This is a genomic window from Flavobacterium branchiicola (assembly GCF_018383905.1).
In the GTDB taxonomy this organism is placed as follows: Bacteria; Bacteroidota; Bacteroidia; order Flavobacteriales; family Flavobacteriaceae; genus Flavobacterium; species Flavobacterium branchiicola.
Genome location: NZ_JAGYWA010000014.1, coordinates 1 through 26,592, shown reverse-complemented (window position 1 = coordinate 26,592; position 26,592 = coordinate 1). Strand labels below are relative to the sequence as shown.

At 31.5% G+C, this 26,592-nt stretch carries 20 protein-coding genes; 11 read left to right on the top strand and 9 right to left on the bottom strand.

Annotation, left to right across the window (positions count from 1 at the left end; translation table 11 throughout):
* From KHA98_RS22315 to KHA98_RS22295, 5 genes are read right to left on the bottom strand one after another with little or no spacing between them, the layout of a single operon-like run.
* Positions 1-912 carry a hypothetical protein gene (locus tag KHA98_RS22315; RefSeq protein WP_213260209.1) on the bottom strand — a complete coding sequence of 304 codons (912 nt, stop codon included), beginning with the start codon at positions 910-912 and terminating at the stop codon, positions 1-3.
* 5 nt (positions 913-917) lie between these two features.
* Positions 918-1,871 (bottom strand): hypothetical protein, encoded by a 954-nt coding sequence (locus tag KHA98_RS22310; RefSeq protein ID WP_213260208.1) that lies wholly within the window; start codon positions 1,869-1,871, stop codon positions 918-920.
* A 34-nt stretch (positions 1,872-1,905) separates the two neighbouring features.
* The gene (locus KHA98_RS22305) at positions 1,906-2,820 is read right to left on the bottom strand and encodes a tail fiber protein (protein ID WP_213260207.1); all 915 of its coding nucleotides are present in this window, start codon (positions 2,818-2,820) and stop codon (positions 1,906-1,908) included.
* A 49-nt stretch (positions 2,821-2,869) separates the two neighbouring features.
* Complete coding sequence (locus KHA98_RS22300; RefSeq protein WP_213260206.1) at positions 2,870-3,805, bottom strand: hypothetical protein; 936 nt, start codon at positions 3,803-3,805, stop codon at positions 2,870-2,872.
* Positions 3,806-3,856: 51 nt separating this feature from the next.
* Positions 3,857-4,585 (bottom strand): hypothetical protein, encoded by a 729-nt coding sequence (locus KHA98_RS22295; RefSeq protein WP_213260205.1) that lies wholly within the window; start codon positions 4,583-4,585, stop codon positions 3,857-3,859.
* A gap of 491 nt (positions 4,586-5,076) precedes the next feature.
* On the opposite strand from KHA98_RS22295, the gene KHA98_RS22290 reads away from it, so the two are divergent.
* Complete coding sequence (locus KHA98_RS22290; protein ID WP_213260204.1) at positions 5,077-5,487, top strand: helix-turn-helix domain-containing protein; 411 nt, start codon at positions 5,077-5,079, stop codon at positions 5,485-5,487.
* Between the two features lie 289 nt (positions 5,488-5,776).
* Here the strand turns inward: KHA98_RS22290 and KHA98_RS22285 are convergent, their stop codons facing one another.
* The 4 genes from KHA98_RS22285 to KHA98_RS22270 form a co-directional block, all read right to left on the bottom strand.
* Positions 5,777-6,301 carry an STM3941 family protein gene (locus KHA98_RS22285; RefSeq protein ID WP_213260203.1) on the bottom strand — a complete coding sequence of 175 codons (525 nt, stop codon included), beginning with the start codon at positions 6,299-6,301 and terminating at the stop codon, positions 5,777-5,779.
* A gap of 335 nt (positions 6,302-6,636) precedes the next feature.
* Positions 6,637-6,981 carry a hypothetical protein gene (locus tag KHA98_RS22280; protein ID WP_213260202.1) on the bottom strand — a complete coding sequence of 115 codons (345 nt, stop codon included), beginning with the start codon at positions 6,979-6,981 and terminating at the stop codon, positions 6,637-6,639.
* Positions 6,982-6,983: 2 nt separating this feature from the next.
* Positions 6,984-10,931, bottom strand: a complete 3,948-nt coding sequence (locus KHA98_RS22275) for a DUF6443 domain-containing protein (RefSeq protein WP_213260201.1) — start codon at positions 10,929-10,931, stop codon at positions 6,984-6,986.
* 7 nt (positions 10,932-10,938) lie between these two features.
* Entirely contained in the window at positions 10,939-13,845 is a 2,907-nt protein-coding gene (locus KHA98_RS22270; protein WP_213260200.1) for an RHS repeat protein, read from the bottom strand.
* Positions 13,846-14,442: 597 nt separating this feature from the next.
* Between KHA98_RS22270 and KHA98_RS22265 the strand changes: the two genes are divergently transcribed.
* From KHA98_RS22265 to KHA98_RS22220, 10 genes are all read left to right on the top strand, one after another.
* The gene (locus KHA98_RS22265; protein ID WP_379732470.1) at positions 14,443-14,853 is read left to right on the top strand and encodes a type IV pilin protein; all 411 of its coding nucleotides are present in this window, start codon (positions 14,443-14,445) and stop codon (positions 14,851-14,853) included.
* Positions 14,854-15,330: a general secretion pathway protein gene (locus KHA98_RS22260; protein ID WP_213260198.1), complete on the top strand. Its 477-nt coding sequence runs from the start codon at positions 14,854-14,856 to the stop codon at positions 15,328-15,330.
* Positions 15,331-16,731: a GspE/PulE family protein gene (locus KHA98_RS22255; protein WP_213260197.1), complete on the top strand. Its 1,401-nt coding sequence runs from the start codon at positions 15,331-15,333 to the stop codon at positions 16,729-16,731.
* Between the two features lie 37 nt (positions 16,732-16,768).
* Positions 16,769-18,961 carry a type II secretion system protein GspD gene (locus KHA98_RS22250; RefSeq protein WP_213260196.1) on the top strand — a complete coding sequence of 731 codons (2,193 nt, stop codon included), beginning with the start codon at positions 16,769-16,771 and terminating at the stop codon, positions 18,959-18,961.
* Positions 18,961-20,154, top strand: a complete 1,194-nt coding sequence (locus KHA98_RS22245) for a general secretion pathway protein (protein WP_213260195.1) — start codon at positions 18,961-18,963, stop codon at positions 20,152-20,154. Before KHA98_RS22250 ends, KHA98_RS22245 begins: the two co-directional genes overlap by 1 nt.
* 1 nt (position 20,155) lies before the next feature.
* Positions 20,156-20,677 (top strand): general secretion pathway protein, encoded by a 522-nt coding sequence (locus tag KHA98_RS22240; protein WP_213260194.1) that lies wholly within the window; start codon positions 20,156-20,158, stop codon positions 20,675-20,677.
* A gap of 337 nt (positions 20,678-21,014) precedes the next feature.
* On the top strand, positions 21,015-21,878 hold the full coding sequence (locus KHA98_RS22235) for a hypothetical protein (RefSeq protein ID WP_213260193.1): 864 nt from the start codon (positions 21,015-21,017) through the stop codon (positions 21,876-21,878).
* A gap of 21 nt (positions 21,879-21,899) precedes the next feature.
* Complete coding sequence (locus tag KHA98_RS22230) at positions 21,900-22,805, top strand: hypothetical protein (protein ID WP_213260192.1); 906 nt, start codon at positions 21,900-21,902, stop codon at positions 22,803-22,805.
* Positions 22,806-22,818: 13 nt separating this feature from the next.
* Entirely contained in the window at positions 22,819-26,112 is a 3,294-nt protein-coding gene (locus KHA98_RS22225) for an RHS repeat domain-containing protein (protein WP_213260191.1), read from the top strand.
* Positions 26,113-26,124: 12 nt separating this feature from the next.
* On the top strand, positions 26,125-26,592 hold a 468-nt coding region (locus KHA98_RS22220; RefSeq protein ID WP_246522492.1), incomplete at its 3' end, for a DUF6443 domain-containing protein.

The window sequence follows — 26,592 nt, the reverse complement described above, 5'->3', positions numbered from 1 at the left end:
TTATTTTTCGGAGGTAAGAGTTTCAACTTTTTTCTCCAGATTTTTGATTTTCTGATTTTGCTCAATCATATATAAAGTCATTTCCTCTATTTTTTGTAAAAGCTTAATGTTCATTTCAGATAAATTGATTCCCTCTTTCTTCATTTCTTCTGCTGAAGCAATTTCAGGTAAATGTTTATTTTCTTTCACAAATTTATCTACAGATTCTAAGGAAGGTAAATTATAATCTTTATCAAATACAAAATCTGCACCTGCATCTACGCTTACTTTTACTTCGCGTGAAGCAATGTTTCCTGCAACGGTGAGTTTTGAGGTTGGGTTCGTAGTCCCAATACCAACATTGTTAGCTAAAACCAGAAAATTATTTACCTGATGAGTTTCATCCATATTGGGAGCAAAGTCTTGAATATTTGACAGAATATCAGTATTAACGGGCTGACCGTTTATTTCATAATTTACTGATTTCATATTTTCTCCAGTAGATTTTGTCCAGCCTGCAAATCGATAACCTACATTATGGTAAGCAGGACTGTAAGGGACATCTACAGCTAGATATTTTTTTCCGCTATAGATACATGTTTTTAAGGACCAGTTAGAATAGTTATCATTTGTTCTAATTGCTCCATTGATGTTGGAATAGGCTGATGATGTGTTAACTTCTACAATGTTTATTCTATTATAGCCTGCAGAACTACCTCTAAAAGCAGTAATGGTTCCTACTGCATTGTTCATTTCTATTAAAGTACCATTATAGATTTCGTGTAATAAAATTAAATTACGAGTATAATCTCCTTTGTTGTTATCGCCAATATTTATGATTTTGTATTCTTCTGTTACTAGAGTAACTTGTGCATGTGTAAAAAACGGAAGTGATAATACTATAAAATATAATAAAACTGATTTTTTTATCATTGGTTTTACTTTTGTAATTTATTTTCTAGTGACTTTATTTTTTTATCTTGTTTTTCATTCTCTTTTTTCATTTCGATCATGTACAAAGTGAGCTCTTCTATTTTTTGTAAAAGCTTAGCATTTATCTCTCCCAGGTTAATTCCATTTTTTAAAACTTCTTCTTCACTTGGGATATTCTCTAAATGTCCTTTTTCTGTTATGTGTTTTTCAACTTGTTCCAGTGTTGGCAGATTATATTCTTTTTTAAAAACAAAATCAGACCAATTATCTAATGTTACTTTAACTTCTTTAGAACGTATTGTACCATTTACATCTAGTTTGTTTTTTGGGCTTGTAGTTCCAATACCCACATTACCGTTTTGTATATAATGATTGCCAATTCCAGTAATCGTTAAATTAGTATTTAAAGCATTAGTAACTGAAAAGTCTGGGATATTAATTCCTACAGGAGTTTGATTTATTTTAACCTGATTAGGGCCGGTTATAACATCTACTTTTTCCTGTAAATAAGTTATTTTTATAAGATAGTTGGCATAATATCTTACATCAAATAAAATAGGCAATTCCCTATTTACTTTATCTCCTATACTTGTAGTTAAGTCAGTTGGGGTTCCTAGTACTATTTTTCCAGAGTGAAATATACCTTGCGATTCTACAAGTTTAATAGCGGGAGAACCTGAATTTGCACCCTGAAAAAATCCGTTTTCAAGAATGTACTTTTCATATCCGGTTCCATAAGAGATCTGAAATAATTCTATGATAAGAAGTCCTCCAGCTTGCCAGTGATGTGAGTTGTAACCTATAGAAGCTATTTCATATCTTTTTGCCTGCGTATCGGGTGCAATTAAATTGTTAATAACGCTCGTTTTTAGGCCGTTTTGCGTTATGTGATTTTGAGAGTAAGAGCATAACGTTGTAAATAGCAAAAAAAGAAATATTAAATAGTTTTTCTTTATCATAGGATATGTAAGTTTTAAAGGGAATAATTCTGAATTATTTGATATGATTTTTTAGTTTCTTTATTTCATTATTTTGCAACAATAATTGTTGTTTTACATTCGTTAGTTCTTTACTTTGTTCAATCATATAAAGTGTCATTTCTTCCATTTTTTTAAGCAAAGACATGTTCATTTCTGCCAGCATCAAACCATTTTTTTCAATTTCCTGAGCAGATGGAATTTCTGGTAGATGTTTGTTTTCGTTAATATACTTTTCAACTTCTTCTAAGGATTGTAATTTATAATCGTTTGCAAAAACGTAATCAGGAACTAATGGTCCGGCCATATCTACACGAACTTCCTGGGTGTGAATTTTTCCTTTTACGGTTAGTTTTTCGTCTGGAGCGAATGTTCCGATTCCGATATTTCCGCTATTGTTTATATGAAAGAAAGGATTAGTTTGATTATCTGACCAGTTATAGATTGAAAAACTTGATTCAGTGACCATATTTGCTCCCGAACTTATTGCCCAGGTTTTCCCGTAAGGATTACGAAGGAAGATTTTGGTAGTATTGGCATTTACACTTTCACTGCCCACACATAATGCACCAAAAAGATCTAGTTTGTATTGTGGGCTGGGGGTGCCAATACCAATATTTCCATTTGGTAAAAATGTCATGTACCTGGTATCAAAGTCTTTTCCAATAAAATTATTTGTAACTGTTGAAACACCATTTACACTAGAACCTGTAGAAGCAAATGTAAAAAAAGTCTGATTGCCCGATTCATTGGTGATATTATAACCACGAACCCATGTTCCGTTATAACCAATGAAGTTCGTTTTTATTTGTGTTCCGTATACTGGAGTATCAAGGCCTATTGCTACATTATTGAATGTTGTATTTTGTGCAGATAAAAAAGAAAGATTTATGCAAAATAATATGAGAATTAATGAAATTGATTTATTCATGTTAGGTTGAGAATTTTAGTGAATTTAATACAATCTTAAGCTGTTGATTTTAATTTATAGTAAAGTTAAAAACAGTACTTCTGGCACTTTGGTTTCCGGCATCGTCGAATGATTTTACAAACCAATAATAAGTACCCTTAGTTAAGGTCTTACTATACGGGCTATTTCCTAGATCCTTGAAGTTTAAATTGGTCAAGGCACTTTCTGTATAAACATAAATACTGTCTTTCTCTGTAGTTCCTGCAATAGGAGTTCTGTTCCATTGAAAGTTTATACTTGTATTTGTCGTAGTGCTTGCATTAACCGGATTAGATAGGGTAGGAGTATTTGGTGCTTTTGTATCAACGATAATTGTTCTTGATGTATAAAGAGTTTGAGCAGTTCCGTTACTGGCTCTTATCTTCCATGTATATTTACCTTCATCAAAAGTGAAGTTAAGAAATGTTGCTTCTGTATTTTGTTCTTTTACCAAAGTGCTATTCTCATCTAAAACCTGAAGTTGGTAATTTGTTGCTCCAATAATGGCATCCCATGAGAGTTTTTGCAAAGCAGTTTTGGTTGTTAGGTTATTAGTTGGGGTTAATAAGATAACAGTATTATTTTGAAAATCATCATTATTTAAAATTTCGAAGTTTCTTTTGGTATAAACTGTTTCATAAGCACTATTTAACGCCTTAACACGCCATTCATATTTTCCTATATTGAGTTGTTGTGTAAAAGAATTTTTGGCCACTATGGTATCGAGAACTAATTGTTGTGCCGCTTCAAAACTTGGTATTGCAATTTGAATGTGATATTTTTCTGCATTTTCGACAGCCTCCCAGGATAAAGTTACGCCAGTCGATGAGAGTAAACTGTTATTTGCAGGTGCTATAAGAATAACTTCATTTTTAGAGATATTTGGTACGGTAAGTATTTCTTCGCAAGAAAAAAAACAAAGGATAAACAACAGTAAAAATGATTTGTATAAGGTGATTTTATTCATGATAAAAAGGAATAGGCATTTTAATTTTAATAGGATTCTAAAAGTTGAAAATTACATATCAAATAAACTTTTAGATTTTTTCTTTTCGGTTATCTTGTTTTGTGTGATACCGGCACAGTTGCTTTTTTCGTTTACAATATCAGCCAGATACCAGTTTCCGGTATTTGTTGTTGCCCAGCAAAATTTACTTACCTGATAGGCTACAATTGTTTCTGGATTAATATCAATTATATCTACTTTTTTTCCGGACTTAAACAAGGCAATTGTATATTTTTTTAATTGCGAATTGGTTAAGTAATAAGCATCAGATTGGCGAATTTTTGCAATTTCGTCAGTCGATAAGCTGCATGCCAGACTAGAAACTATTTTGGAGTTTTCGGTATTTATTAAAAACTTTAAAATATTGGCATTATAATCGGCATTGATTTCCTGAACCAAACCTGAAACATCAAGAATTTGAATGGTAACCAATTCCGGTTTAATAGGAAGACTGTCTATAAAAGCTACTTTTGTCTGGTTCTGATTGTACTTAGCTTTTGATTTGTAAATTTTGTTTAATTTTTTGTTGTAGGGTACAACTCCAATTTCCACTCTGATATTGTTTTCGAGTTTAGCCAGCGCTTTAGCTTCAAAAGTATTTTGGTTGTAAGATAATTTAGATTCGCCAATGCTTCCTAATTCTATCACTGACGTTGAAAATTTATAGTCTTCATTTTTAATTTTTGTTGTTTGACAAGCAGAACATATTAGTACAGCCAACACAACTATTTTTTTTATCATAACGTTGATTTTTAATTATATAGACTATGCTTTGTTTCAACGAAATAAAGCACAATTACTTATTTAATTTTATTAATATTTTTTTAACAAATCTAATGAAATTGATATAACTTCATGTTAAAAGAATATCTTTATTTTTAAGATATTACTTTCGTTTTGTGATTTGTAAAAATTTGATTTTCCTACTTTTTATTTTGTAAATAGTTTATGCCCTTGTTCGGTTTATTTTCTCTGACAAAGTTGTTTTTTATCGCATATTTACTTTTTGTCATAATTGAAAAGAAAGAGAGCTTTTTGTATAAACTTTTGGATAGCAGTTAGAAAATTTGAATAGCTTCTATAAATTAGATTTTTTAATTGTTCGCTGTCCGAAAAATTGTATTTTTGTTTTACATTGCAGGAAAAAAAATGTATTGAAGTCTATCAAATTGTTTTAAGCTTTGCGATGCATATTTCTTAATTTTTTTAGTTGTAATTATTATCTTTTAGCTATGAGTACATTTACCAAACCAAGCCATATTGGACGAAAAATTAGCAGGATTCGTGAACTTCGCAATATGAAACAAGATGCCCTGGCACTAGCTTTGGGAACCAATCAACAAGCTATATCTGCAATGGAAAATAGTGAAACTATAGACGAAGAAAAACTTATAGAGGTAGCGAAAGCTTTGGGAGTAAATGTAGAAGCGATTAAAAATTTCTCTGAAGAAGCAGTTTTGAATATTATTGGTAATACAGTCAATAATCATGATAATGCCTCTTCTTTTAATTATGGGTGCACTTTTAATCCTATAGATAAATTAGTTCAGGTTTTTGAAGAAAAAGAAAAACTTTATGAACGTTTGCTGGAAGCTGAAAAAGAAAAAAATAGTTATTTAGAAAAATTACTTAAAGACAAGTAATCTGTTATTGTAAGGATTTATATATAAACAAAAAAAGAGACTTTAGTCTCTTTTTTGTTTTTATGGAAGTTCTTTATTTTAAAGCTGAGTAAGCTCATAAGTTTTTGATGAGGAACACTTAGTGGAGCGGGATAAATCAAAAGCCACTCCGTAATTGAAGTGGCTTTTTTTGATTTTGGACAACCCGAAGGTTGTTTTAATTTTACTGCGGTATTAATATAAATCCATGATAATCTGTAAATGTTTGGTGTAATAATTAACCACCAACATATCTGATACATCACCGATATTACCTGTTTTGATTGTAGCTTTCCAAAATCATTTGCTCTAAGTCTTCAAAAGAACACTGCAAGCCTACTGATGTTATTGTAATTGGTGTACCATAGGTTTTTAAGTTTTGTTTTAATAACAATTTCTTCATTTGATTTGCCTTTTGTATATAATCTTCTGGATTACTTACTTTAATCAACAAAAACTGCGTTGACATAACTTTACTCAAACTAATTTCGGTAATGTCTGACCATTTTATCAAACCTATTGAACTAGAATTACTGTTATCTGTTATTCCCTTTTCATTTATAATTAATCCTGGTTTATTGTCAAACATTTTTTTTACTAACAATATAAATGCTAATCCAAAAAAGGGAAGCCCTATAAGTCCTATATTTTTAATTATTTTTTCATTAAAAAAGATAAATGAAATAAAGCGTTCGGGATATAGAATAAACGCAGAACTAATAATAATAAACCCAATTGATGCTAATAAAAGAAGAATTAACTTTCTTTTACTTAATTTAATTTCTTTTTGTTTCATATTTTTTATTTATAAGCGTGCCGATAACAACAATCACAATCTCAAAATTAAAAAGTCTGATAAAATTTTAATAAAGAAAATAAGCGTCTATCCTGCGGAGCAGGATAGACGCTTATTTGTTATAAATTGAATTTAAAATTTCTTTTTTATCAGCATATCTGCAATACGAAGTTGGATTTTAAGCTCATTTTTTTTTCGATTTAAGACATTAAAAATTACCCCAAAGCTGTTTTAATTTTACTGTGACAGTAATGTAAAATATTTGTAATCTGTGAGTTATATGTAAATTAATTAGCTGCCAACACATCTGATACATTACCGATACATTACCCATTTTATATTTGATGAATAAAATCTGTTACACTTTCAAAATTAATAGGATAGCCTTCTATCTCACCTAGATTTCCGATTTTATAAAAAATTGATTCGAGATTACCATCATCTATAACTTCTTTAACAAATTCTTTAATAGTTTCTTTTTTCAAATCTTTAATAATTATCATTGTGTCCGCCCAAAAAAAATTGCTTTTATTTAGTTCCAAAAGCATTTTTATGTTGTCCAAAGTAAAAATTGTAGCGAAAAATATTTCCTTATTTTCCAAAATTACATTAACGTCTAAATTGTCATTGTAATAATTCTTAACATGATACCTTGCAGGTATAACTATTTTAAATTTCATATTTAAAAAATTTTTAATATTCTATCAATTACAGCTTGTTGATTAGATTTCGCAGAATACGCCAAAATTTCTATTTGCTCACCAATTTTTCTAAAATAAACTCTTGCTCCACCAACACTTCTTGCTTCCGATATACTTCCCGAAATAATCTTAGTTCCTATACCTGGATTCATGTTACCATTAGAAAGCTGTTGTAGTAAAGCGTTTGCTTCTTTACTCAGCGTTTTATTTCCAGAAAAAGTTTCCTTTGCCAATTTTAATATTTTTGAATCCGTTTTTACAAGAGAAATTAATTTAATTGCTTCATTTGTCGCTTTAACTTCAGCACCTCCTAAAAAGAATGTTACAGCTTCTGGGAATTGAGCTATTTGTAAATTTTTGTTATTTTTCTGAAGCGTATTTCTTTGTCCACTTATCCATTCCCAGATTGTCTCTGGTTTTGATTTTTTTGCAGGAGGGTCTATCTCATTACTACTCTCATTACTACTTTCATTCCTACTTTCATTACTACTTTCATTACTACTTTCATTACTACTTTCATTACTACTTTCATTGCTGTAACCTCCATTATTGACCCATTGTGCAAATTTCTTATTATCTGCTCGCATTTCTGCAAGTTGTTTCTCATCATAAATGAAACCTTGAGATTCCATTCCGTCAGGGTCAACAAAATAGATTGGGTTATTATATGCATAGTTATATGGTGACCATCTACGAGATTTCTCAGCTAACGGGTCAATATTCATCCAACGGCCAAGTGCAGGGTCATAATTTCTCGCCCCATAATCATATAGATTTAGCTGATTTCCGCCAATATTCTCGTCTTGCATTTCTTTTCCATTGTACTTATACTTATTATCTACACCATTTATAGTACCATTAAATCCTTTTTGAGTCAATCCAAAGGCATAATAGTTATTTTCCTGAACAATTTCGGTATTGTTAACGGTGCCATCATTGTTTTTGTCCTGATAACTTAATCGGTTATTGCCTAGATGATCTTTGTATTGGTAAATATAGTTAAAAGTTCCGGCATTTAGGGTTACATAACCTTCCGGTTGCGAAAACTGTTTTAAAACGTTGTTTTGATAAATATAATTTCCGGCATAATCTGTGCTTTCGCCGGTACTTATGCTTTTACGTTGCTTAACACCTGTGGCATCATACCAATAATTGATCGTACCACCATTTATAGCTATTGAGGTTGGAAGATTTAAATAGTTGTAGCTAATGGCTGTAATGTTTTTATTGGCATCGGTTTTCATGTTGGCGTTTGCATCATAGGTATATTCTGTAAGCTGATCAACCTTGTTGCTAAATCCTTCAGTACTTCCTGATGTATCTTCTACTTTATCAAGTCTGTTTCCGGTATAGGTATAAGTTAAAATATCCATAGTGCCAAATAGTGTGGCTTTAATGTCTCTATGTCCCATTCGGGTTAAATTAGTGATATTCCCGTTTTTGTCGTAATTTAAAATTTCATTATATCTTCCCGGGTTTAGGACAGAACCATCTATGGCCTGTGTCAGTCTGTTTAAATCGTCATAACTATAAGTGTAGTTTTTTAAACTAGTATCTGTATAGGCTGTTCTTGAAAACGTTTGACTTATGTTACCATTAAACAAAGGTGTTCCTGATGCCGGAGTGTTGTAGTTGAGCTGAAAAGCAAATAAATCACTCCCCATTGCATTTACGTTGTTGATGTTTTTTAACCAGCCGCGTATATTATAAGTGTAATCTACAGTTTGCAAACGAGCCTGATTAATTGTCCCTCCAACTCCTTTAGATACCAATTGTCCTAAATTGTCATAGGTATTGTTGGCAATAAATTCCTGATCACGTGTGTTTATTTTTTGTTTTTGTGTCAACAATCTTCCTGCGTGGTCGTATGTATAGCTATCTGCTGTGACAATAGCTGCTGCACCATTTTTTTGGTGTGTTATAGTTGTTTCTACTACTTTGCCAGGAAAATCAAGGTTATTTTGTGTGCTGGTTGTAATGTCTAAAAAGTTATTTTTGTTATAGTTCGAAATCACTCTTCCTTTTGCATCATAATATATTATATTGGTAATCCATTTAGCAGGACTTGTTTCCAGTACACGAACTTTGCTTCCAGTTGCCAGTCCGTTTGCATAGGTAATAGGCGTAGTTCCATACGAAACTGCGTTTTCAGCTGTACTTCCGTCTAAATCAAAATTATAGTCATCATAATAATTGATGGTGAAAATGTTAATATCAGCATCCTTTGGAAAAGCTATATTGCTGTAATAAATAGTAGTGCCATTAATTGTATTAGCAGTTTTTTGTTTTGTTTCTGTAATAGCGGTGCCGCTTACAAAAGTTTGCATAGCAGATCTTTTTAATTGAACTGTATTGGTATAATCTCCAGTGTAAACAGGTCTTCCTAAAAAATCGTATTTAGTAAACAGCCATTTTTTTAACGCTCTGAGATTTCCATCCTGCGTTAAAATTGGCCTGTTACCTCTATCATATATGATGTATTCTACCTCTTTTCCAGGCAATTTTTTTTCGACTAATCGGTTGTATTGATCATATTTATATTGATAACATAAATTATCCAAGATCGAATTGTCAAGTGTTGTACCTGATGACGTGGTGTAGGATAATGGCAAATTTATAGAAAAATTACCACTAAATCCGGTAGAAGTTCGACCAGTAAGACTAGTTAGTTTTAATTTGCCTCCCACAATTGTTACATTATAATCTCCGTTAGAAATTGTTCCTATGGTCATATCTGGTAAACTACAAGGTGAAGTCGGTAAATCCTGCGGAGTTGAATTTAACATTGCCGCATTATAACTTCCGGCAAAGACTATCTTTAGAATATTGTTTGTAATACTTACATCTACAGAGCCTCCACCTGATTTTTGCGAAAATACATATTGATTAATAGATTTGGTAAAATTGGCATATCCTGTAGTTGTAGAACATGTAGTGTTATTAATTAATTTAGTTCGATTGACTAACGGAGGCAATACGTAAGTAAGGTTTCCGTAATCATCGTATACGTACTGTGTATCGTGTGCAATACCATTGTTAAAAGTTCTTTTAAGAATAATTTGCCCCTCTTTATCTTTAAATTCCTGAGTGGTTTTATTATTGCCGTCTGCAGTTTTCCAATTCTCATTTTTGGTTATGGTTTTGTACAATTGACCATTTTCATAGTTTGAATTCAAAAGCAAAGTAGGAACACTTTCTCCATCAGTATTTACTACAAAACCTACTTTGTAAAATCTAATAGAATCTGTAGCTATATTTACCTGATAATCTAATTTAATGGTTTGATTACCGGATAAAGACCAGTCGTTACCAGGTGCTGCCTGCTGTAGTACTCTGTTTAAAGGTGATGACTCTATCTTTTTTTCTGAAAAAGGATTCGGTTTTACGCTATTGATATCATTTGGAAAATTTGCTGCATAATAACTATTAGTATTTGCAAGAGCATTACTTCTGTAAGTAGCTATAGCTCCGGTATTTTCCATATACGGGAGGTATTCTTTGTTTTGTCTTCCTATAGAATCGTAAGAGATGTGAGTAACAATGTCTTTATATAATGGTGATGCTTTTATGGCAATATTTTGTTTTGGTCTGCCAAGCCCATCAAAATAAGTTATGTTTTCTATAACATCACGGTTACTGCCTATACCACTTACAGTTGTCATGGCTTTTTGGAATGTCCTGGTGAAAATGTAATTTTCATTACTGAAAGTTGGAGACGTATAAAGTTCAGAATTTATTGTAGCTAAAAAAACACTGCCCATAGGAATTATGGTAGTTGGTTTTATTGTAATGCTTTCTGTTGCAATAATGGTTTCAGGAGCAGTAACGGTATAATCTTTTATAATAATATTTGCGGTCGTTTGAGCAATTGATTTTGTTGTTATAAAAACCAATAATAAAGTGGTGATATGTTTTAAAATATTTTTCATCGCAGAATTAGTTTTTATAATTATATTGATTTTCAGAAAGTAGATTGCCTTGTGCATCTTTCACAAATTGTAATCGTCCGAAAAGATCATAAGTATAGTATATTGTCTTTCCTGTAGGATCTGTAATACTTGTAATACCTTTATTAGGATCATAAGTGTACGTCGTAATCATATCATTAGGAAATGTAACTCTTAAGTTGTTTAAAGCTGTTCGCAAGTTTTCCTCTGACGTGACATCAATATCTAAATTTGAGAGGTTTTGTAAATTAGAAGCATAGCTGTTAAAAAAAGCGTATGTAATTGTTTTTGCTTTTATTTCGGCTATTGGATATTCTTTATTATATCCCCATATTAAAACAGTTTTTTGGCCATCTGTCGTTTTGTAATATTCTAAAGGATTTCCTTTTTCATCGTAATAGGTAAAAGTTAATTTGCTTTCGAGTGCATAATTACCTTTAGAAGAAAAAATTTCTGAAGGCATTGTATTACCTGAGAAAGTTTTAAAATCTTTTCTTGCAGAATTAACCGTATTTCCATTTTTAGTAGTGCTGCTCGAAACCAGTTCTTGTAATCTATTTGCATTGTAGAGGTCAGTTATATAGCCATTACTACCATTAGATTGACCAGAATATGTTTTGCTTTCTACTATACTACTCCCTCCAGATTCACTGCGTGATATAGATGTAGGCAGATCGCTTATATTACTTGCAGTGTATTGATAATTTTCTGTGTTTATAAAGCTTTGTCCATTAAGGTATTCTGTGGTCGTCTTCTTTTTAAGTAAATAAGACTTTGATGTTAAATTATAAAATCGGTAAAAAAGCATATCAGAGGTGAAATTTTCACTAGAGCTATTATTAATATAGCACTTAACAGTACTGAATGCAGTTCCTTTGATAATTCTCGAATCTGAATTTTCTTCATATTCAAAATCTTCGCTTTTTAAAAGAGTATTGTTTGCATCATAAGTTCTTTCGTAGATTGGTTTACCGTATAAACTATTCTCTTCTGGAATTGAAGGATATTTGTCGAGAGATGCGAGGTTACTTGGTCTGTTAAAAGCATATTCTTTTTTTCCCTTAGCAACGTTATTTTCTAAATTTGTCACGGTTACGTAACCGTATATTGGTGAAGAGAAATTTGGTACTTGCGATGAAAGTATTGGTGCAGATGATAATATATTTAATGGTTTATAATCTATACCGGTTGGTGGAATGTACGATGGGTAAGCTTGTAAATAATGAGTATTATTATAATAACCTGTGCCTGCTGCCCATATTTCAGTTTGGCATTTATTATTGGTTATGGTGCCAACAAGAGTGATGTCTGCAGCAGAAGCTGCAGAAAATACGTAATCATTTGTCACATTTAATAATGTACCTTGGTCATAAGAATAACTATTTTCAATAAGGGTGTTAGAATTAATATCTTTAATAGAAACTTTTTCTAAGCGTAGACCTGCATTATAACCATATAGAAAAGAATGTGTTCCTCCAGTAGGATATTGAACCGTTTTTAACATGAAAGCCTTGGCATTTGTAGGATCTGAATTTCTATTGGCTGGTGATTGACAAGAAGGTAACAAGCGAACATTTCCAAGGGCACCATTATAGAAACCCCATTTGTCTCTGGCAAAAGAAAGTCTTCTAGGTAATGTTAATGTGTTTTCATCATTATAAGTAAAAACATAAGAAGGTAAAGTTTCATTATTAATATTTAATTCGGTTATAGAATTTAAGCGCAGTCGTTTGTGATCATTACTTGCAGTATAGGCTGGCAAATAAGAGGAAACTGTCATATTTGATAGAAAATAGGAATAGTTTAAGTTGTATTTTTTTAAAATTTTATTATGCCATTTATCAAAAATTTCAATCTTATCAAGGACTTTGGCATTATCGTAAGTTTCACTCGTAAATACATTATATTTATCTACATCTTCTCTGTTGGCAGTTCCATTAAACGAAATTTTTAACTTACTGGTATTAATTTCACTTAAAACAAACGTCTTTACAGAAGCCCTACTCAAATTAGATTGAAGTAATAGGCCATTTAAAAAAGCTTCTTTTGCACAAAGATCGTAATTGTTTTGTGCGCGAGAATAAACTTCATCTGTTGTATACTCATAGGAATAATTATGCTGATTGTAATTAAATGTAACTTCAGCTTTAGTTATAGGATTGTATATACGAGTAAGAAACCAACCTGTAACCTCTTCTTTTTTATACAAAAGGTCATCGGTATTATACGCATAATTAAAATTGGTTTCTTTTAAATTGTTTTGCCCAAAATAATATTCAATTCCATCAGGTGTGGTTAAGACCCATTCCTTAATTATTGTTCTGTCTACACTTTTATTAGGATATAATTTTTCTGTTCCTAAAACCTTTGTGATTTTTATATCTTTTCTGCGAGGAAAGAATACCGGTGCAGTATTATCTGAACCAACACCATTTTCAAATATAAATTTTCCTGAATATCCATTAAAATTAAAATAAAAAACATCTGGCTCTAAGTCATAAGGAGTTGAGCCACCACTATATTTATTAAAGCCTTTTACTTGAAAATAATCACATCCAAAAGATAGATCTGTTATACCTTTAGCATGTCTTAAAGTTCCAATGTCAACAGAACTTGCAGCACCGATTAAAGTACTTATGTTGCTAAAATCAGTTTTGCTTTTTTTGGGAGCACTTTCATCCATAATTCCGCGTACAACCCGGGTTATAGATCCTCCTGCAATCAGATTCCAGCCCAATCCATAAGATGAGGCAACTTCATCAACCTTTACACCGCCAGATCCATAATTAAAAGCTATAGGAAAACTTATTCCCGGTTCACTTACAGTATAAATAGGTACAGTCACATCGGGTCTTCCTCCTGAAATATTAATAGGTGCATCAGTATATTTTATCATACTAAATGCTGTTGGGGATGGAAGTGTAACTTGCGGTAATGAAGTTGATATTGTGGTCTGTGCATTACCAATTTGGAGACTAAATAAAAGAACTAAAATAGCCTTAGTTTTTAAGCAATTTTTTTTCAAGAAATAATTCATAAATAAATAGTGTTTTTTTTTGACATACGGTTTTGCTTTCATTTTGATTAGGTTGTTTTAAGAATAAATCTTATAGATTAACTGATAATCAGTAGGTTAAATTTTGTTAAAAAAAAGCAAAATGCGCGGTGCAATAGTAATAAAATATTTAATATTTTTTAGTTAAAATTAACAAATGTTTAAAGGTATATTCTGATATAGTTAATGGTTTTTTTTTTTTTTAGCTTGTTAAAGTTTTGATGCAAAGTGAACTAAAATTATAGACTAGATAATTTATCTTATTCTATTTTCCGAAACTCTTCAGTTGTCAGGTATTTATTTTACAGAAGTGAAAGAAGTTAAGGATGGTTTAGCTTAAAATTTTAAAGAATTATTAACAAATTATTTCTCATGACACTGCTTGTTATTTTCTCAATAAAAAAGATATATTTGTAGAAAATAATTTAGCTCTTAGTCTTGAAGAAAAATCTACTTAAAAAACTGCCGTCATTCAATTTACAGGAAATGTTAATTGTATTAGCTATCATCGGAATCTTGCTTTTAATTGCCTTGCCAAACCTGATGCCATTAATTACCAAGGCCAAAAGTGTTGAGGCACAAGTACAGCTGAAAGCTATTTATAATGCAGAGAAACAGTATTATTTTATGTATTCTAAATACAGTCCTAATTTTACTGAAATAGATTTTGAAGCCCCAAAGACTACCAAAGAAAATGGTAGTGCTAATTATGTATATGAAATTGTTCAGTCAACAAACAATGAGTTTAAAGTAAAAGCTACTGCAATTACCGACTTTAATGGTAATGGTGTTTTTAATGTTTGGGAAATCGATCAAAACGGGGTTCCAAAGCAAGTTATAAACGATTAAATGTGGTATTTTAAATTCATATTAATACTTGTCTTTGCATTAGTTTTATATCAGGATTTTAAAAATCGTCTGGTTTATTGGTTTTTATATCCAGTTATTGGAATTCTGGCTTTTATTATTCAGTTGCATAAATTACCATTGCAGATCGCAATAACTAATCTCGGTTTTAATTTATTATTTATTGGCTTAATTTTAGGAGGTAGTGTTCTATATCTTAAATTTAAAAACTTAGATTTTACTGACATGATAGGACTGGGAGATGTGTTGTTTTTTATTTTTATAGCAGCATCTTTTTCAATAGTTTCATTTCTTATTTTATTCGTATTTTCCCTTGTTTTTTCTTTAATTCTGCATTTGATATTGCATAATAAAAAACAAGAGGTAACAGTACCATTGGCAGGTTTTATGTCACTTTTTTTTGGTGCCGTATATGCAATTTCATTTTGTGTTAACGACACTTTTTTATACGCTTATTAAATGAGGGATTTTGATGTTTCAGTAGAGTTTCAACAGCTTATAAAATCAGAACAAGCTTATTACTACAGAATTATTCCTGTAGAAAAGAAACAGCAAACGGTAGTATTAAAAACAGATGCTACTGATATTGTTAGTCTTCAGAATGAACTAGGTGTGTTATTAAGTTTTCAGGTAGAACTGGAAGTAGATTCTACAGAAAATATAAACCGTTATTTAAGCACAAATTATCGAAAGACTTCAAGTGATGTTTCAGAGATTCATTACACTTCTGATTTTTTAGAGAAGATTGTATTAAATGCAAAAGAGATAGGAAGTAGTGATATTCATTTTGAACCCTATGAAAAAAATGCCAGAGTGCGTTTTCGTTTGGACGGAAAACTAAAAGAACAATTTCATATTTCGGTAGAGGAATATCCTGTTATAGTCAATAAAATTAAAATTCGGGCGCAACTCGATATATCCGAAAAAAGATTGCCACAAGATGGGCGTATTACTATGGTAACCGATTATCAGGATTTTGATGTTCGTGTTTCTGTTTTGCCCACTTTGCATGGCGAAAAAGTTGTACTTCGTATTTTAAGTAAAGATACCAGTCATATAGATATTAATTCTCTTGGTTTTACTGATAAGGAGTTAGCATCTTATCTCGAAAATATAAAACGTCCAAACGGAATAGTTCTTATTTCGGGGCCAACTGGATCAGGGAAAACAACAACATTATATGCTACTTTAAAAAAGCTAAATCAGCCAAATACAAATATTTTAACGGTAGAAGATCCTATCGAATATACATTGGAAGGAATTAATCAGGTTCAGTTAAAGGAAAATATAGGGCTCGATTTTGCGGCTACTTTAAGAACTTTTTTGAGACAGGATCCGGATATAATTATGGTAGGGGAGATACGTGATGTTAATACTGCAAACATGGCAATTCGTGCAGCTTTAACTGGGCATTTGGTTTTGTCTACAATTCATACAAATTCGGCCTGGGCTACTGTTTCAAGATTGGTTGATATGGGAATTCCTTCGTTCTTAATTGCAAGTACACTTAATATTAGTGTTGCACAACGATTGGTTCGTAAGTTGTGTAATTCATGTAAAACGGAAGAATCAATTTCGGCAGAAATTTTCCCGACTGGTTTTGAAATTCCGGGTGATTTAAAATTTCATTATACTGCAGTAGGATGTGAACACTGCTATCATACAGGTTATTCGGGTAGAAAAGCAATTTACGAAATTTTGCCTATTGGGTCTGAATTATCTAATTTGATTAAAAATAATCAGTTAGATATTAATGATTACCTGAATGAAAAAAATATTTTCACATTAAAACGCAATGCATTATTATTAATTAAAGAGGGAATTACTTCTGTTGATGAAGTTTTTTCGTTACTCTTGTAGTAAAAATACTAAAAGGTCTTACAATTCAAATATATTCATGAAAAATATAATTGCCCTAATTTTTATACTTCTTTTTCAAATTTCATTTGCTCAGGAAAATAGAATACAACAGCTTAAAAATCATATAGAATCAATTACCGCTGATGCACCGGGACTAAACGAAAAAATTAATGTAAATATTAAAGAAGCTTCACTATCCAGTTTTTTATTAGCAGTTTCACAAATACATAAATTAAATATTAGCGTTGCTCCTAATTTAAGTCAGACCAATATTGTAAATAACTTTTCGGATGTTACTGTTGGAGATCTGCTACTATTTTTATGTAAAGAGTATAATCTTACAATTGATTTTACGGGAAATATTTTAGCTATTAAATCATATGAAAAACCTATTGAAATTCAAAAAGTAAAAACTATAGATGTGACTTATGATTTGGCAAATAATTTGCTTTCTCTCAATTTGAAAGATGATAAATTATATGACGTTTTCAGAAAAATTATGGACGAAAGTGGTAAGAACTTAGTTTTTGCGCCAGGGTTAGAAAATCAGTTATTGACTGCCTATATAAAAAGTATGCCTTTTGATGCGGCACTTAATAAACTGGCTTTTGCTAATAATCTAAGTGTTACCAAGTCTAGAGATAACTTTTATATTTTTGATAAGGCTGAAGGGAATTATGTAACAGATGGACCAACAGATGCAAATGGAGCTATAAGGCAAAACAAACCACAGCGCCCTAGAAAATCAAATTTTTTCTTTACGATTGTAGATGCTGATAAAAAATTGTTGGATGTTGATTTTGAAAATACTCCAATTTCAAGTATTGTTTATGATATTGGTCATGAACTTGATGTCGATATGTTTATATCTAGTCCTCTAGAAAATGCAGGAAATGGAACAGTTAAAGCTAAAAATATAACATTTGACGAATTACTTGTAAAATTGTTTGAAATCAAAACTGATAATAGTTTTGTACAAAATAACAATTCTCAGCAATTTAATAATAACCCTTCGCAATCGGCTCCCTCGTCTTCTGGAGGTATTTATACGTTTAAGAAAAGCGGGTCAGTTTATTATTTCGGAACTAAAGATCAGTTAATTGTCAGAAATATAAAATCGATAGCCTTGATGCATAGGTCTATTGAGATTTTGAGCGATCCATCAAAAGAGGGCAGGAGTGCAGGAAGATTGAATAATACAAACAGTTATTCAAATTACAGTTCCTACGAGAACAACAATAATAGATCAAATTCAGGTACAAATTCAAACTACTCAAATCAAAATAGCAGTAATAATAGTAATTATGGATCGTCTTCTGGTACAAGTTCTAGTGGCCCGTCAGAATCTATTTTGAGCATAATTCCAGATGAAATAAAAAAAGATTTAGATATAAAAATTGATAAAGAACTTAATAGTTTTTTAGTAAACGGTCCAGATGCCAATATTGAACGTTTTGAATCTTTCGTAAAATATATTGATAAAGCTGTTCCGGTTATTTTGATCGAAGTAATGTTGTTAGAGGTTAACAGAAGCGCTACTGTCGAAACTGGTATTAAAGCAGGGATAGGAGATAAACCAGTAACAACCTCAGGTACCGTTTTTCCTAATGCTGATATTAATTTAGGAGCGACTACAATTAATAAAATTATTGATGGTTTTAGCGGATTTGGTTCTTTAAATATTGGACAAGTGGTACCTAACTTTTATATAAGTTTAAAAGCAATGGAGACCAATGGCAATCTAAAAGTACGTTCTTCTCCAAGATTATCTACTTTAAATGGTCATAAAGCTTATCTCTCAATAGGGGAAACCACATATTATGTTGTTACCAATCAAAATTATTATGGTTCGCAAATCCCTCAGGCTTCTGAAGTTAAAAATTATCAGCCTATCGATGCTGAGCTATCAGTAACCATAATGCCGTTGGTTTCGGGTAACGGTCAGATTACTATGGATATCAAAGTAATTCAATCAAGTTTTAACGGACAAAAAGTTGATAAAGATGCTCCTCCGGGTATTAATTCCAGAGAATTTACATCAATTATTAGGGTTAAAGATCAGGATTTAATTGTTTTGGGCGGGCTGGAAGAATCTGTAAAAAATGATTCAGGAACTGGTGTACCATTATTATCGAGAATTCCTGTTATCAAGTGGTTATTTAGTTCTCGAAAAAGAGAGGATTCAAAGAAAAAATTAAGCGTACTAATTAAACCAACTGTTATTTACTAATGGCATCATTATCCTTAAATAGCTTGTTACTTGGAAAGCGATATATTGGTGTAGAACACTTTTCTTTAAATAATGAAGATAAAGTAGCATTGCTTTTAGTAGAAAAGAAAAAGGAGGGACTAATAATTGCCCAAAAAGACAGAGTTAGTTATAATGGAAAAATAGCAGAAAAATGGGACGTGAAATTGCCTTTTTTTCTAATAATAAATTCTAATCAGGTTATTCAAAAAGAAGTTTTAGGAATTGAACCATCTGATGAAAAGCTATTATACAAATCTTTTCCTAATACAAATTGGGATGAGTTTTATTATGAGATCTGGAGATTAAAAACGAAATCTGTAATTGCGATTGCGAGAAAGTCTTATGTAAATAAATTATTAGAGAATTATGCCAATCAAAAAATAATAATTGCCGGAATAAGTCTTGGTGTTTGTTGCGTTGCTGATATCATGGGTTATACAGAAGAAGATAATCTTTATACGAATCAGCAATGTATATCAAAAGAGGGAAATCAAATAATTTCATTAAATTCTCTTGAATCTACTGTGACTTATACTATAAATGATCTACAAATTGAAAATCGTCAATTGTTGCCTTTTTCCGGGATTTTACGTCTGTTACTAAATAATTCATTAAATACGGGTTCAGTACTATCCTATAGCGAAGAATTATATGATAGTTACAATCAAAAAACATTTTTTAATAAAGCGATTAAAATAGTGATCGGGATAATACTTGGAATATTACTTCTTAATTTTATTTTTTTTACACACTATTATAAATTAGCTCAGGAATCATCAGAAATTTTATTGGTTAATAAATCTTCAATTGAAGATGTTAGTAAAATAAAACAAAGAATTATAGTTAAGGAAGAGAAAGTTAAAAATATAAATGGACGAATGACTTCTAGGAGTTCTTTAATTATAAATGAAATTGCTAATAAGGTTCCATCTTCTATTTTATTAACAGAATTAACTTTTAATCCTTTAGAAAAGAAAGTTAAAAATGATGAACCAATCGTGACAACGGATAAAATTATAGCAATTTCCGGAACTACAGTTACTAATCAAGATTTTACAAAATGGGTTGAGGATGTTGAAAAACTAAATTGGGTTGATAAAGTGTTGATTACACATTTTGGAAAGAATGAAAATAATGAAACAACATTCTCTATTAATTTAACACTGAAGTAATATGAAACTGGATAAAAGAAATAAACTTCTGGTGTTAGGTTTTTTTGTATTACTGTACGTTTGCTACTCTTTTGCGATTGCCAATACAATATCTTATTATAGTGAATATAAAAACAAACAAGAAGAGATAGCTGCAGATAGTGATATGCCAAAATTGGTTGCACAATTAGTTCAAAAAGAAAAGCAATTAGATCAGATACTATCAAATAATGATGTAAAAACATCAGAATCTTTCCAAAATGATTTATTAAAACAACTAACATCTTATAGTGAAAGTTACCATTTAAAAATTATTGATTTTAAAGAACCTCATATTATTTCACAAAAGGGATTTGTAACAACAAGTTATGTTTTTTCGCTTGAAGGATCATTTAATGGCTGTTTGGCTGTTCTCAATAAGGTTGAAAATAATCCAATGTTGGGAAGTATAAAACATCTGGATTTTGTTAAGAAGCACAATTATAAAACGAATATAGACCAGCTTTTTGTGGAAGTTATATTGCAAAAGAATAAAGGTATTTAAGTGAAGATTGTTAAAAAAAAATGCTTAAAGTTTAATGATTATTGAAAAACTGGCTTTGAGCCGGTTTTTTTTATAGCTTTTTTAGATGAATAAAATACTGAATGAGGAAACCCGTAAAGCTTTTTCTTTTGATATGTTTATATTCGCAACAATGTTTTTGGTTTATAAAACTTATTATAAGGGAAGGTTTTATAAATAGGGGACTACAAGAAATAGATTAAAATACCTGAAAAAAGGTGTAATGAAAAAGACGACTAAATGAACTTGTATGTTGGAAAAGCTTGTTTCTAAAGCTTTGGATTTAATTATGTTTTAAATTTTTAAAATAGATAAGAATATGAAGAAAATCGTTTTATTGTTAATGGTTTCTATGGTGCATCGAAATTTTGCTCAAACCTTGCCTGTGGGGCAATTTAAAATTAATAATGACGGCATTTATAATACGAGTTTAAGTAGCGGTGGTGTTTCAGGAATAGATATGGGATTTGATGGGGCAACTGGCTTTGTGAAATTTGGGGCACATACAGGAAATGGTTACCGAAACGATATACTTTATATGAGAGGCAGCGATGGCAATGTGGGCATAGGAACATCAAGCCCCCTACAAAAATTGGATGTAAATGGTCATGCTATAATTAAGGGAGCTATAATTAGTGCTATGGGAGGCGATGAAGGAGGGCAAATTCAAATTAAAAATGATAGTAAGACTTCGAACGGTATTGCGAATTCCTGGGTGGTTTATAACATGACCGGAGGGTATGGTAATAGTTTACAATTTTGGGCCTATGATAATCTTGGTTGCGGGGCTGGAGGACTGTGTAGCAATCGTTTTACAATAATGGATAATGGAAATGTGGGTATCGGAGTTAATAATCCGAACAATAAATTAGATGTAAATGGTACAATCCATTCTAAAGAAGTAAAAGTTGATACGCAATTTTGGTCGGATTTTGTATTTAAAAAAGAGTATGAATTGCCAACGCTTTCAGAAGTAGAAAAACATATTAAGGAAAAAGGACATTTAAGGGATATTCCAAGTGAAGAGGAAGTGATGAAAAACGGAATTAATCTGGGAGAAATGGATGCTAAACTTTTACAGAAAATTGAAGAGCTGACTTTATACCTGATTGAAATGAAAAAAGATATAAACTCTTTAAAAGAAGAAAACCAAGAATTGAAGTCAAAACTTTCTAATAATTAAAATCGAATATCTTAGCCATTTATGAAAGAAAAGTACCTGCATCTTTTAGTATTATTATTTATTTTAAATTGCAATGCTCAGAATTATGACAATATAGTTAATTATTCGATTAGTGGAACTCCTGTTAATGGCGTTAAAATTAAAACTAATCTACCCTTTGTAGCAGCAAGTCAAATGCCTACGATTACCATATCTGGTTTTAACTATGGAACTCTGGAACCAATTAGTTTAACAATTGTTTATTACATCTATTTTATAGGAAATGAATCAGATCCTTCCGGATATTATTTTCATGGCCCAAAAATATCTTCATCAGGTAGTTATACACCATCAGTTTATTTGTCAAATGAAAATGGAAAAGTGGTAATTTTTATAAATGATAAATCTTATTATCAAAGATTCACTGTTAGTGCATATGCACAAGGAATGTCTGAAACCAGCAGTTGGTTTCAAGGATGGAGTGCTGTAGATGAGCCATTGACCGGTACCAAAACTGTTGAGATTCCGTATCAGAACAGATTTAAAGGAAATGTTTATTTGTCAGGAGGAGGTATCTGGAATTCGAGTGGAAACGTAGGAATAGGAACTGAAAATCCAGATGCTAAATTGGCTATAAATGGAACAATTCACTCAAAAGAGGTAAAGGTAGATTTAAATGTCCCTGCACCAGATTATGTCTTCGCAAATGATTATAAGTTAAAAACACTTGAAGAAGTTGAAAGCTATGTAAAAGAAAATAGTCATTTACCAGACATTCCCTCAGCAAAAGAGTTTGAAAAAAATGGAGTTCATTTAACAGAAATGAATATGGCTCTCTTAAAGAAAGTAGAAGAATTAACCTTATATTCTATAGAACAAAATAAGCGTTTGACTAAAATTGAAAAAGAGAATAAGGATTTAATTAAGATTATAAAATCATTTAAATAAATATCAAATGAGAATGAAAATAGTACAACTTGCAATAGTAACGTTTTTTTGGACTATCTCATACGGCCAGCAACCGTTTGATCCTTTAAAAGCGATTCCTTCGTCGCCAACAGCTGCGTCATTAGGTGTTTACGGGAATAATCCTGTTAATTACTACAATGGAACGATTGGTTTGACAATACCGTTATATGAAATAAAGGCAGCGAATCAAACTTTACCCATTAGACTGGATTATTTTTCTTCTGGTATAAAAGTTGCTGATAATGCAGGATGGGTTGGGTTAGGTTGGTCTTTGTCTGCAGGAGGGGTAATAACAAAAGTCGTTAAAGGAGGTGATGATTTATTTGGTTCGGGGTCTAGTAAGATTGGATATTATGATGCAGATCCGTTGCCAAATAAACAGGATGTTTTATCAGGTAATTGGACAAACCTAAGTTCGCATGATCAAGAATATTTGTATAATTTTGATCAGGGATGGGTTGATACGGAACCTGACACATTTAATTATAATTTTGGAGCCTACTCTGGAAGATTTGTATTGGGAAAACTTAGTAATGGCTCGCAGGTTTATGTGGATCAAAAAAACAATCTAAGAATGCAGTATCTTCAGCTAACCGATAATTGGGTGATCACGGATGGTATGGGAGTTAGATATTATTTTAATACGAGAGAGAGAGGTATAGATTATTATAGAAGTTTGACAAATGGTGATATTCCTAATGATTCTCAGATAGGTACTTTTGATAATTATACTCTTAGTGATAATCCACTAATAACAACTTCTTGGTATTTGGATTCAATTGTAATGACAAATGGTGAGACGGTCAGTTTTATTTATCAGACACAGCCACAAATACAAAGTGTAAGTCTTATTGGAAAATCAGAAACTGAATACAATATGGTAACTAGGTCAAACGGTACATATGCTCCTAATGATTCAAGATATTTACCACCAACATTTTCCGGGATCTATCATGAGAATATGGCATCAAAGCAAGTTACTTTGGATGTTTATCTCAAACAAATCAATTTTTCTGGAGGAACAATCCTTTTTAATACAAGTGACAGAGATGATATTGAATACTTGGGAACTCTAAAGCCGCAGAAATTATCTGAAATTGTTATTAAGGATTTAGATAATAGATTGGTAAAGAAATATAATTTTAATTATAGTTATTTTTTATCTAAAACCTCTGCAAGTTTAAGCAACGATTTTACAAATAAAAGAAGACTCAAATTAGATGCTGTAGTAGAAGTAGGAAGTAATGGACAACTTAAACCGCCTTATCTTTTTGATTATTACAACAGCGATGATCTTCCTTATAAGTACACAAAAGCAATAGATCATTGGGGCTATTATAATGGTAAAACAGCTAATACTTCGATATTACCAGGTAAAATAATGCCATCAGAGAATAAGTTTTGGAAAGGAGCAGATCGAGGTGCAAATCAGGTGAGTATTGATATGATTAAAGGAATGCTTTCGTCAATAACGTACCCAACTAAAGGATTCTCTAAATTCAATTACGAGTTAAATGAATATAGTAATTTGAAAAAAGATGACAACTTTATTTTACAGCTAAAATCAGCTTCGGCTAATTCCATGATAGGAAAGTACTCTGAAGTATTTGATATTGCCGTTGCAGACACTACAGTAGTAACGTTGAAAGGTACTTTTAAGAAGTCTGGAGATTTAGTATATATTGGGGATTATGCTCATCTATATAAAGATGGAAACCTTGTGTATCAGTTTTTAGAAACTGCAACACAACCTTCTGGTCAATATTCAAATACGCAGACTTTAGACTTTATAATTTTTCCAGGCCATTATTCAATGGATATTAGAAATATAGAAGGAATAACTTCTTCAATAACGGCAAGTTATACTATAAAATCTTTTGTCGTACAAAAAAAAGGGGCTGGTTTACGAATCCAGAAAATAACTAATTATGATAGCAATAACAGCATAACAGGAGTTAAGAAATTTTTGTATAATAATGCTAATGGTTCTACAACAGGTCGTCTTATTACACCTTTAAAATATGATTTTCCCGTGTCAGTAGTTCAAATCCGATTGCAAACTACTGGGCCAAGTAATCCAGTATGGCAGAATATTTATAACTATAATTATTCTGTTCGAATGTCAAATAGTATTTCTGTAGCAAGTCTTTCGCAAAATGGAGGGGCAATAGGTTATGACAAAGTAACTGAACTTGATGGTGAAAATGGCGAAAATGGAAAGACTGAATACTACTACAATAATTTCGAAGATATTTTGAATCCAATATCAGCACCGTATATTCCAGTGATTCATAATCCAATGAATGGTAAAATGAAAAAGATGATTTATTATAATTCTGTTGGTGATTCAATCAAGAAAGTAGAGTATCAATATGCATTAAAAGATACCCAGTACTTACAAGGATTAACAAAACTTTCAATAATTCCGGAGGCTCAAAATTCGGGTATTGATAATCATTTTGTTGACTCAAAAAAATTAAAATATTATAATATTCCATCATATTGGGTTGTTTCTTCAGGTGAAATAGAAACTCTTTTTAATAAAGGACAAAATGCTACAATTGCGAAAAAAAGCTTTTACTATGATAATTATACACATCTTAATCTTACAAAATCTGAATTAATATCAAGTAATGGAAAAAGAAAGGTAACTAAATATATTTACGCACAAGACTCTGAGGCAAGTGGCTTACCTTTTGTATCTGAAATGATAGCGAACAATATGATAGATATCCCATTAAAAAATCAGACTTTTAATGAAAGTACTAAATTGTCCGAGCAATTAATAATTTATGATAAAAGTTTGGCCACAAGCAATTTATTAGTTCAGAGGCATATGTATGCAAATAAAGGAGTAGATTATGTAGATATGAGCTTAGATAAAAAAATCACTTTCAATCAATACGATAATAGAGGGAATATTTTACAATATACTATTGAAAATGGAGCATCAGTTTCGATCATTTGGGGTTACAACAAAACCCAGCCCATTGCCAAGATAGAGAATGCTACAGCGGTGCAGAGTGCAGCAGCTTTGGGAGTATCGGATATAAGTATTTTAAATGAAGACAATCTTGGGGTAATTAATGCTCTTCGAACAAACGGGGCTTTGCCAAATACAATGATTACAACATACACTTATATCCCGCTTGTAGGGGTAAGCAGTATTACAGATCCAAAAGGAGATACCATTACCTATACTTATGATAGTTTCGGCAGACTTGAATTTGTAAAAGACAAAGACGGAAATATCCTTTCAGAGAACCAGTACAACTACAAACAATAAACCAGAAGCAGCATGAAAAAACTAATCAAAATCCTTTTGTCTTTATGTCCTGTATTGGCTATTGCCCAGACACCAACCCAAAACTATATCAATACCGTTACCTACAAAAAAGCAAGTTTGGTAAAAATAACGGCGCCTAGTATTTTGCAGGCCTCCCAAAACATCACTTACTTTGACGGACTGGGAAGACCTATTCAGCAAATTGCCGGTCAGCAGTCAAATTCGGGCAAGGATATCATCACCCATATCAAATACGATGGGTTTGGAAGACAAACCCAGGAATATCTTCCTTTTAAGGCAGAAACCTCTACTATGACATTTAATCCTGCAGCCGAGGCGAATGTTACCTCCTACTATGGCAGTCCTAATCCCGCTTTAAACGGAAATCCTGCCCTGGAGGCCACTAGCTATCCCTACAGCAAAAAAGAACTCGAAGCCTCGCCTCTTAACCGTGTCCTTAAGCAGGCAGCACCGGGAAAC

Excerpts from the sequence above, each read along its gene's own strand:
- KHA98_RS22315 (WP_213260209.1), bottom strand. The coding sequence starts at position 912 with ATGATAAAAAAATCAGTTTTATTATATTTTATAGTATTATCACTTCCG.
- KHA98_RS22310 (WP_213260208.1), bottom strand. The coding sequence starts at position 1,871 with ATGATAAAGAAAAACTATTTAATATTTCTTTTTTTGCTATTTACAACG.
- KHA98_RS22305 (WP_213260207.1), bottom strand. The coding sequence starts at position 2,820 with ATGAATAAATCAATTTCATTAATTCTCATATTATTTTGCATAAATCTT.
- KHA98_RS22300 (WP_213260206.1), bottom strand. The coding sequence starts at position 3,805 with ATGAATAAAATCACCTTATACAAATCATTTTTACTGTTGTTTATCCTT.
- KHA98_RS22295 (WP_213260205.1), bottom strand. The coding sequence starts at position 4,585 with ATGATAAAAAAAATAGTTGTGTTGGCTGTACTAATATGTTCTGCTTGT.
- KHA98_RS22290 (WP_213260204.1), top strand. The coding sequence starts at position 5,077 with ATGAGTACATTTACCAAACCAAGCCATATTGGACGAAAAATTAGCAGG.
- KHA98_RS22285 (WP_213260203.1), bottom strand. The coding sequence starts at position 6,301 with ATGAAACAAAAAGAAATTAAATTAAGTAAAAGAAAGTTAATTCTTCTT.
- KHA98_RS22280 (WP_213260202.1), bottom strand. The coding sequence starts at position 6,981 with ATGAAATTTAAAATAGTTATACCTGCAAGGTATCATGTTAAGAATTAT.
- KHA98_RS22275 (WP_213260201.1), bottom strand. The coding sequence starts at position 10,931 with ATGAAAAATATTTTAAAACATATCACCACTTTATTATTGGTTTTTATA.
- KHA98_RS22270 (WP_213260200.1), bottom strand. The coding sequence starts at position 13,845 with ATGATAAAATATACTGATGCACCTATTAATATTTCAGGAGGAAGACCC.
- KHA98_RS22260 (WP_213260198.1), top strand. The coding sequence starts at position 14,854 with ATGTGGTATTTTAAATTCATATTAATACTTGTCTTTGCATTAGTTTTA.
- KHA98_RS22255 (WP_213260197.1), top strand. The coding sequence starts at position 15,331 with ATGAGGGATTTTGATGTTTCAGTAGAGTTTCAACAGCTTATAAAATCA.
- KHA98_RS22250 (WP_213260196.1), top strand. The coding sequence starts at position 16,769 with ATGAAAAATATAATTGCCCTAATTTTTATACTTCTTTTTCAAATTTCA.
- KHA98_RS22245 (WP_213260195.1), top strand. The coding sequence starts at position 18,961 with ATGGCATCATTATCCTTAAATAGCTTGTTACTTGGAAAGCGATATATT.
- KHA98_RS22240 (WP_213260194.1), top strand. The coding sequence starts at position 20,156 with ATGAAACTGGATAAAAGAAATAAACTTCTGGTGTTAGGTTTTTTTGTA.
- KHA98_RS22235 (WP_213260193.1), top strand. The coding sequence starts at position 21,015 with ATGAAGAAAATCGTTTTATTGTTAATGGTTTCTATGGTGCATCGAAAT.
- KHA98_RS22230 (WP_213260192.1), top strand. The coding sequence starts at position 21,900 with ATGAAAGAAAAGTACCTGCATCTTTTAGTATTATTATTTATTTTAAAT.
- KHA98_RS22225 (WP_213260191.1), top strand. The coding sequence starts at position 22,819 with ATGAAAATAGTACAACTTGCAATAGTAACGTTTTTTTGGACTATCTCA.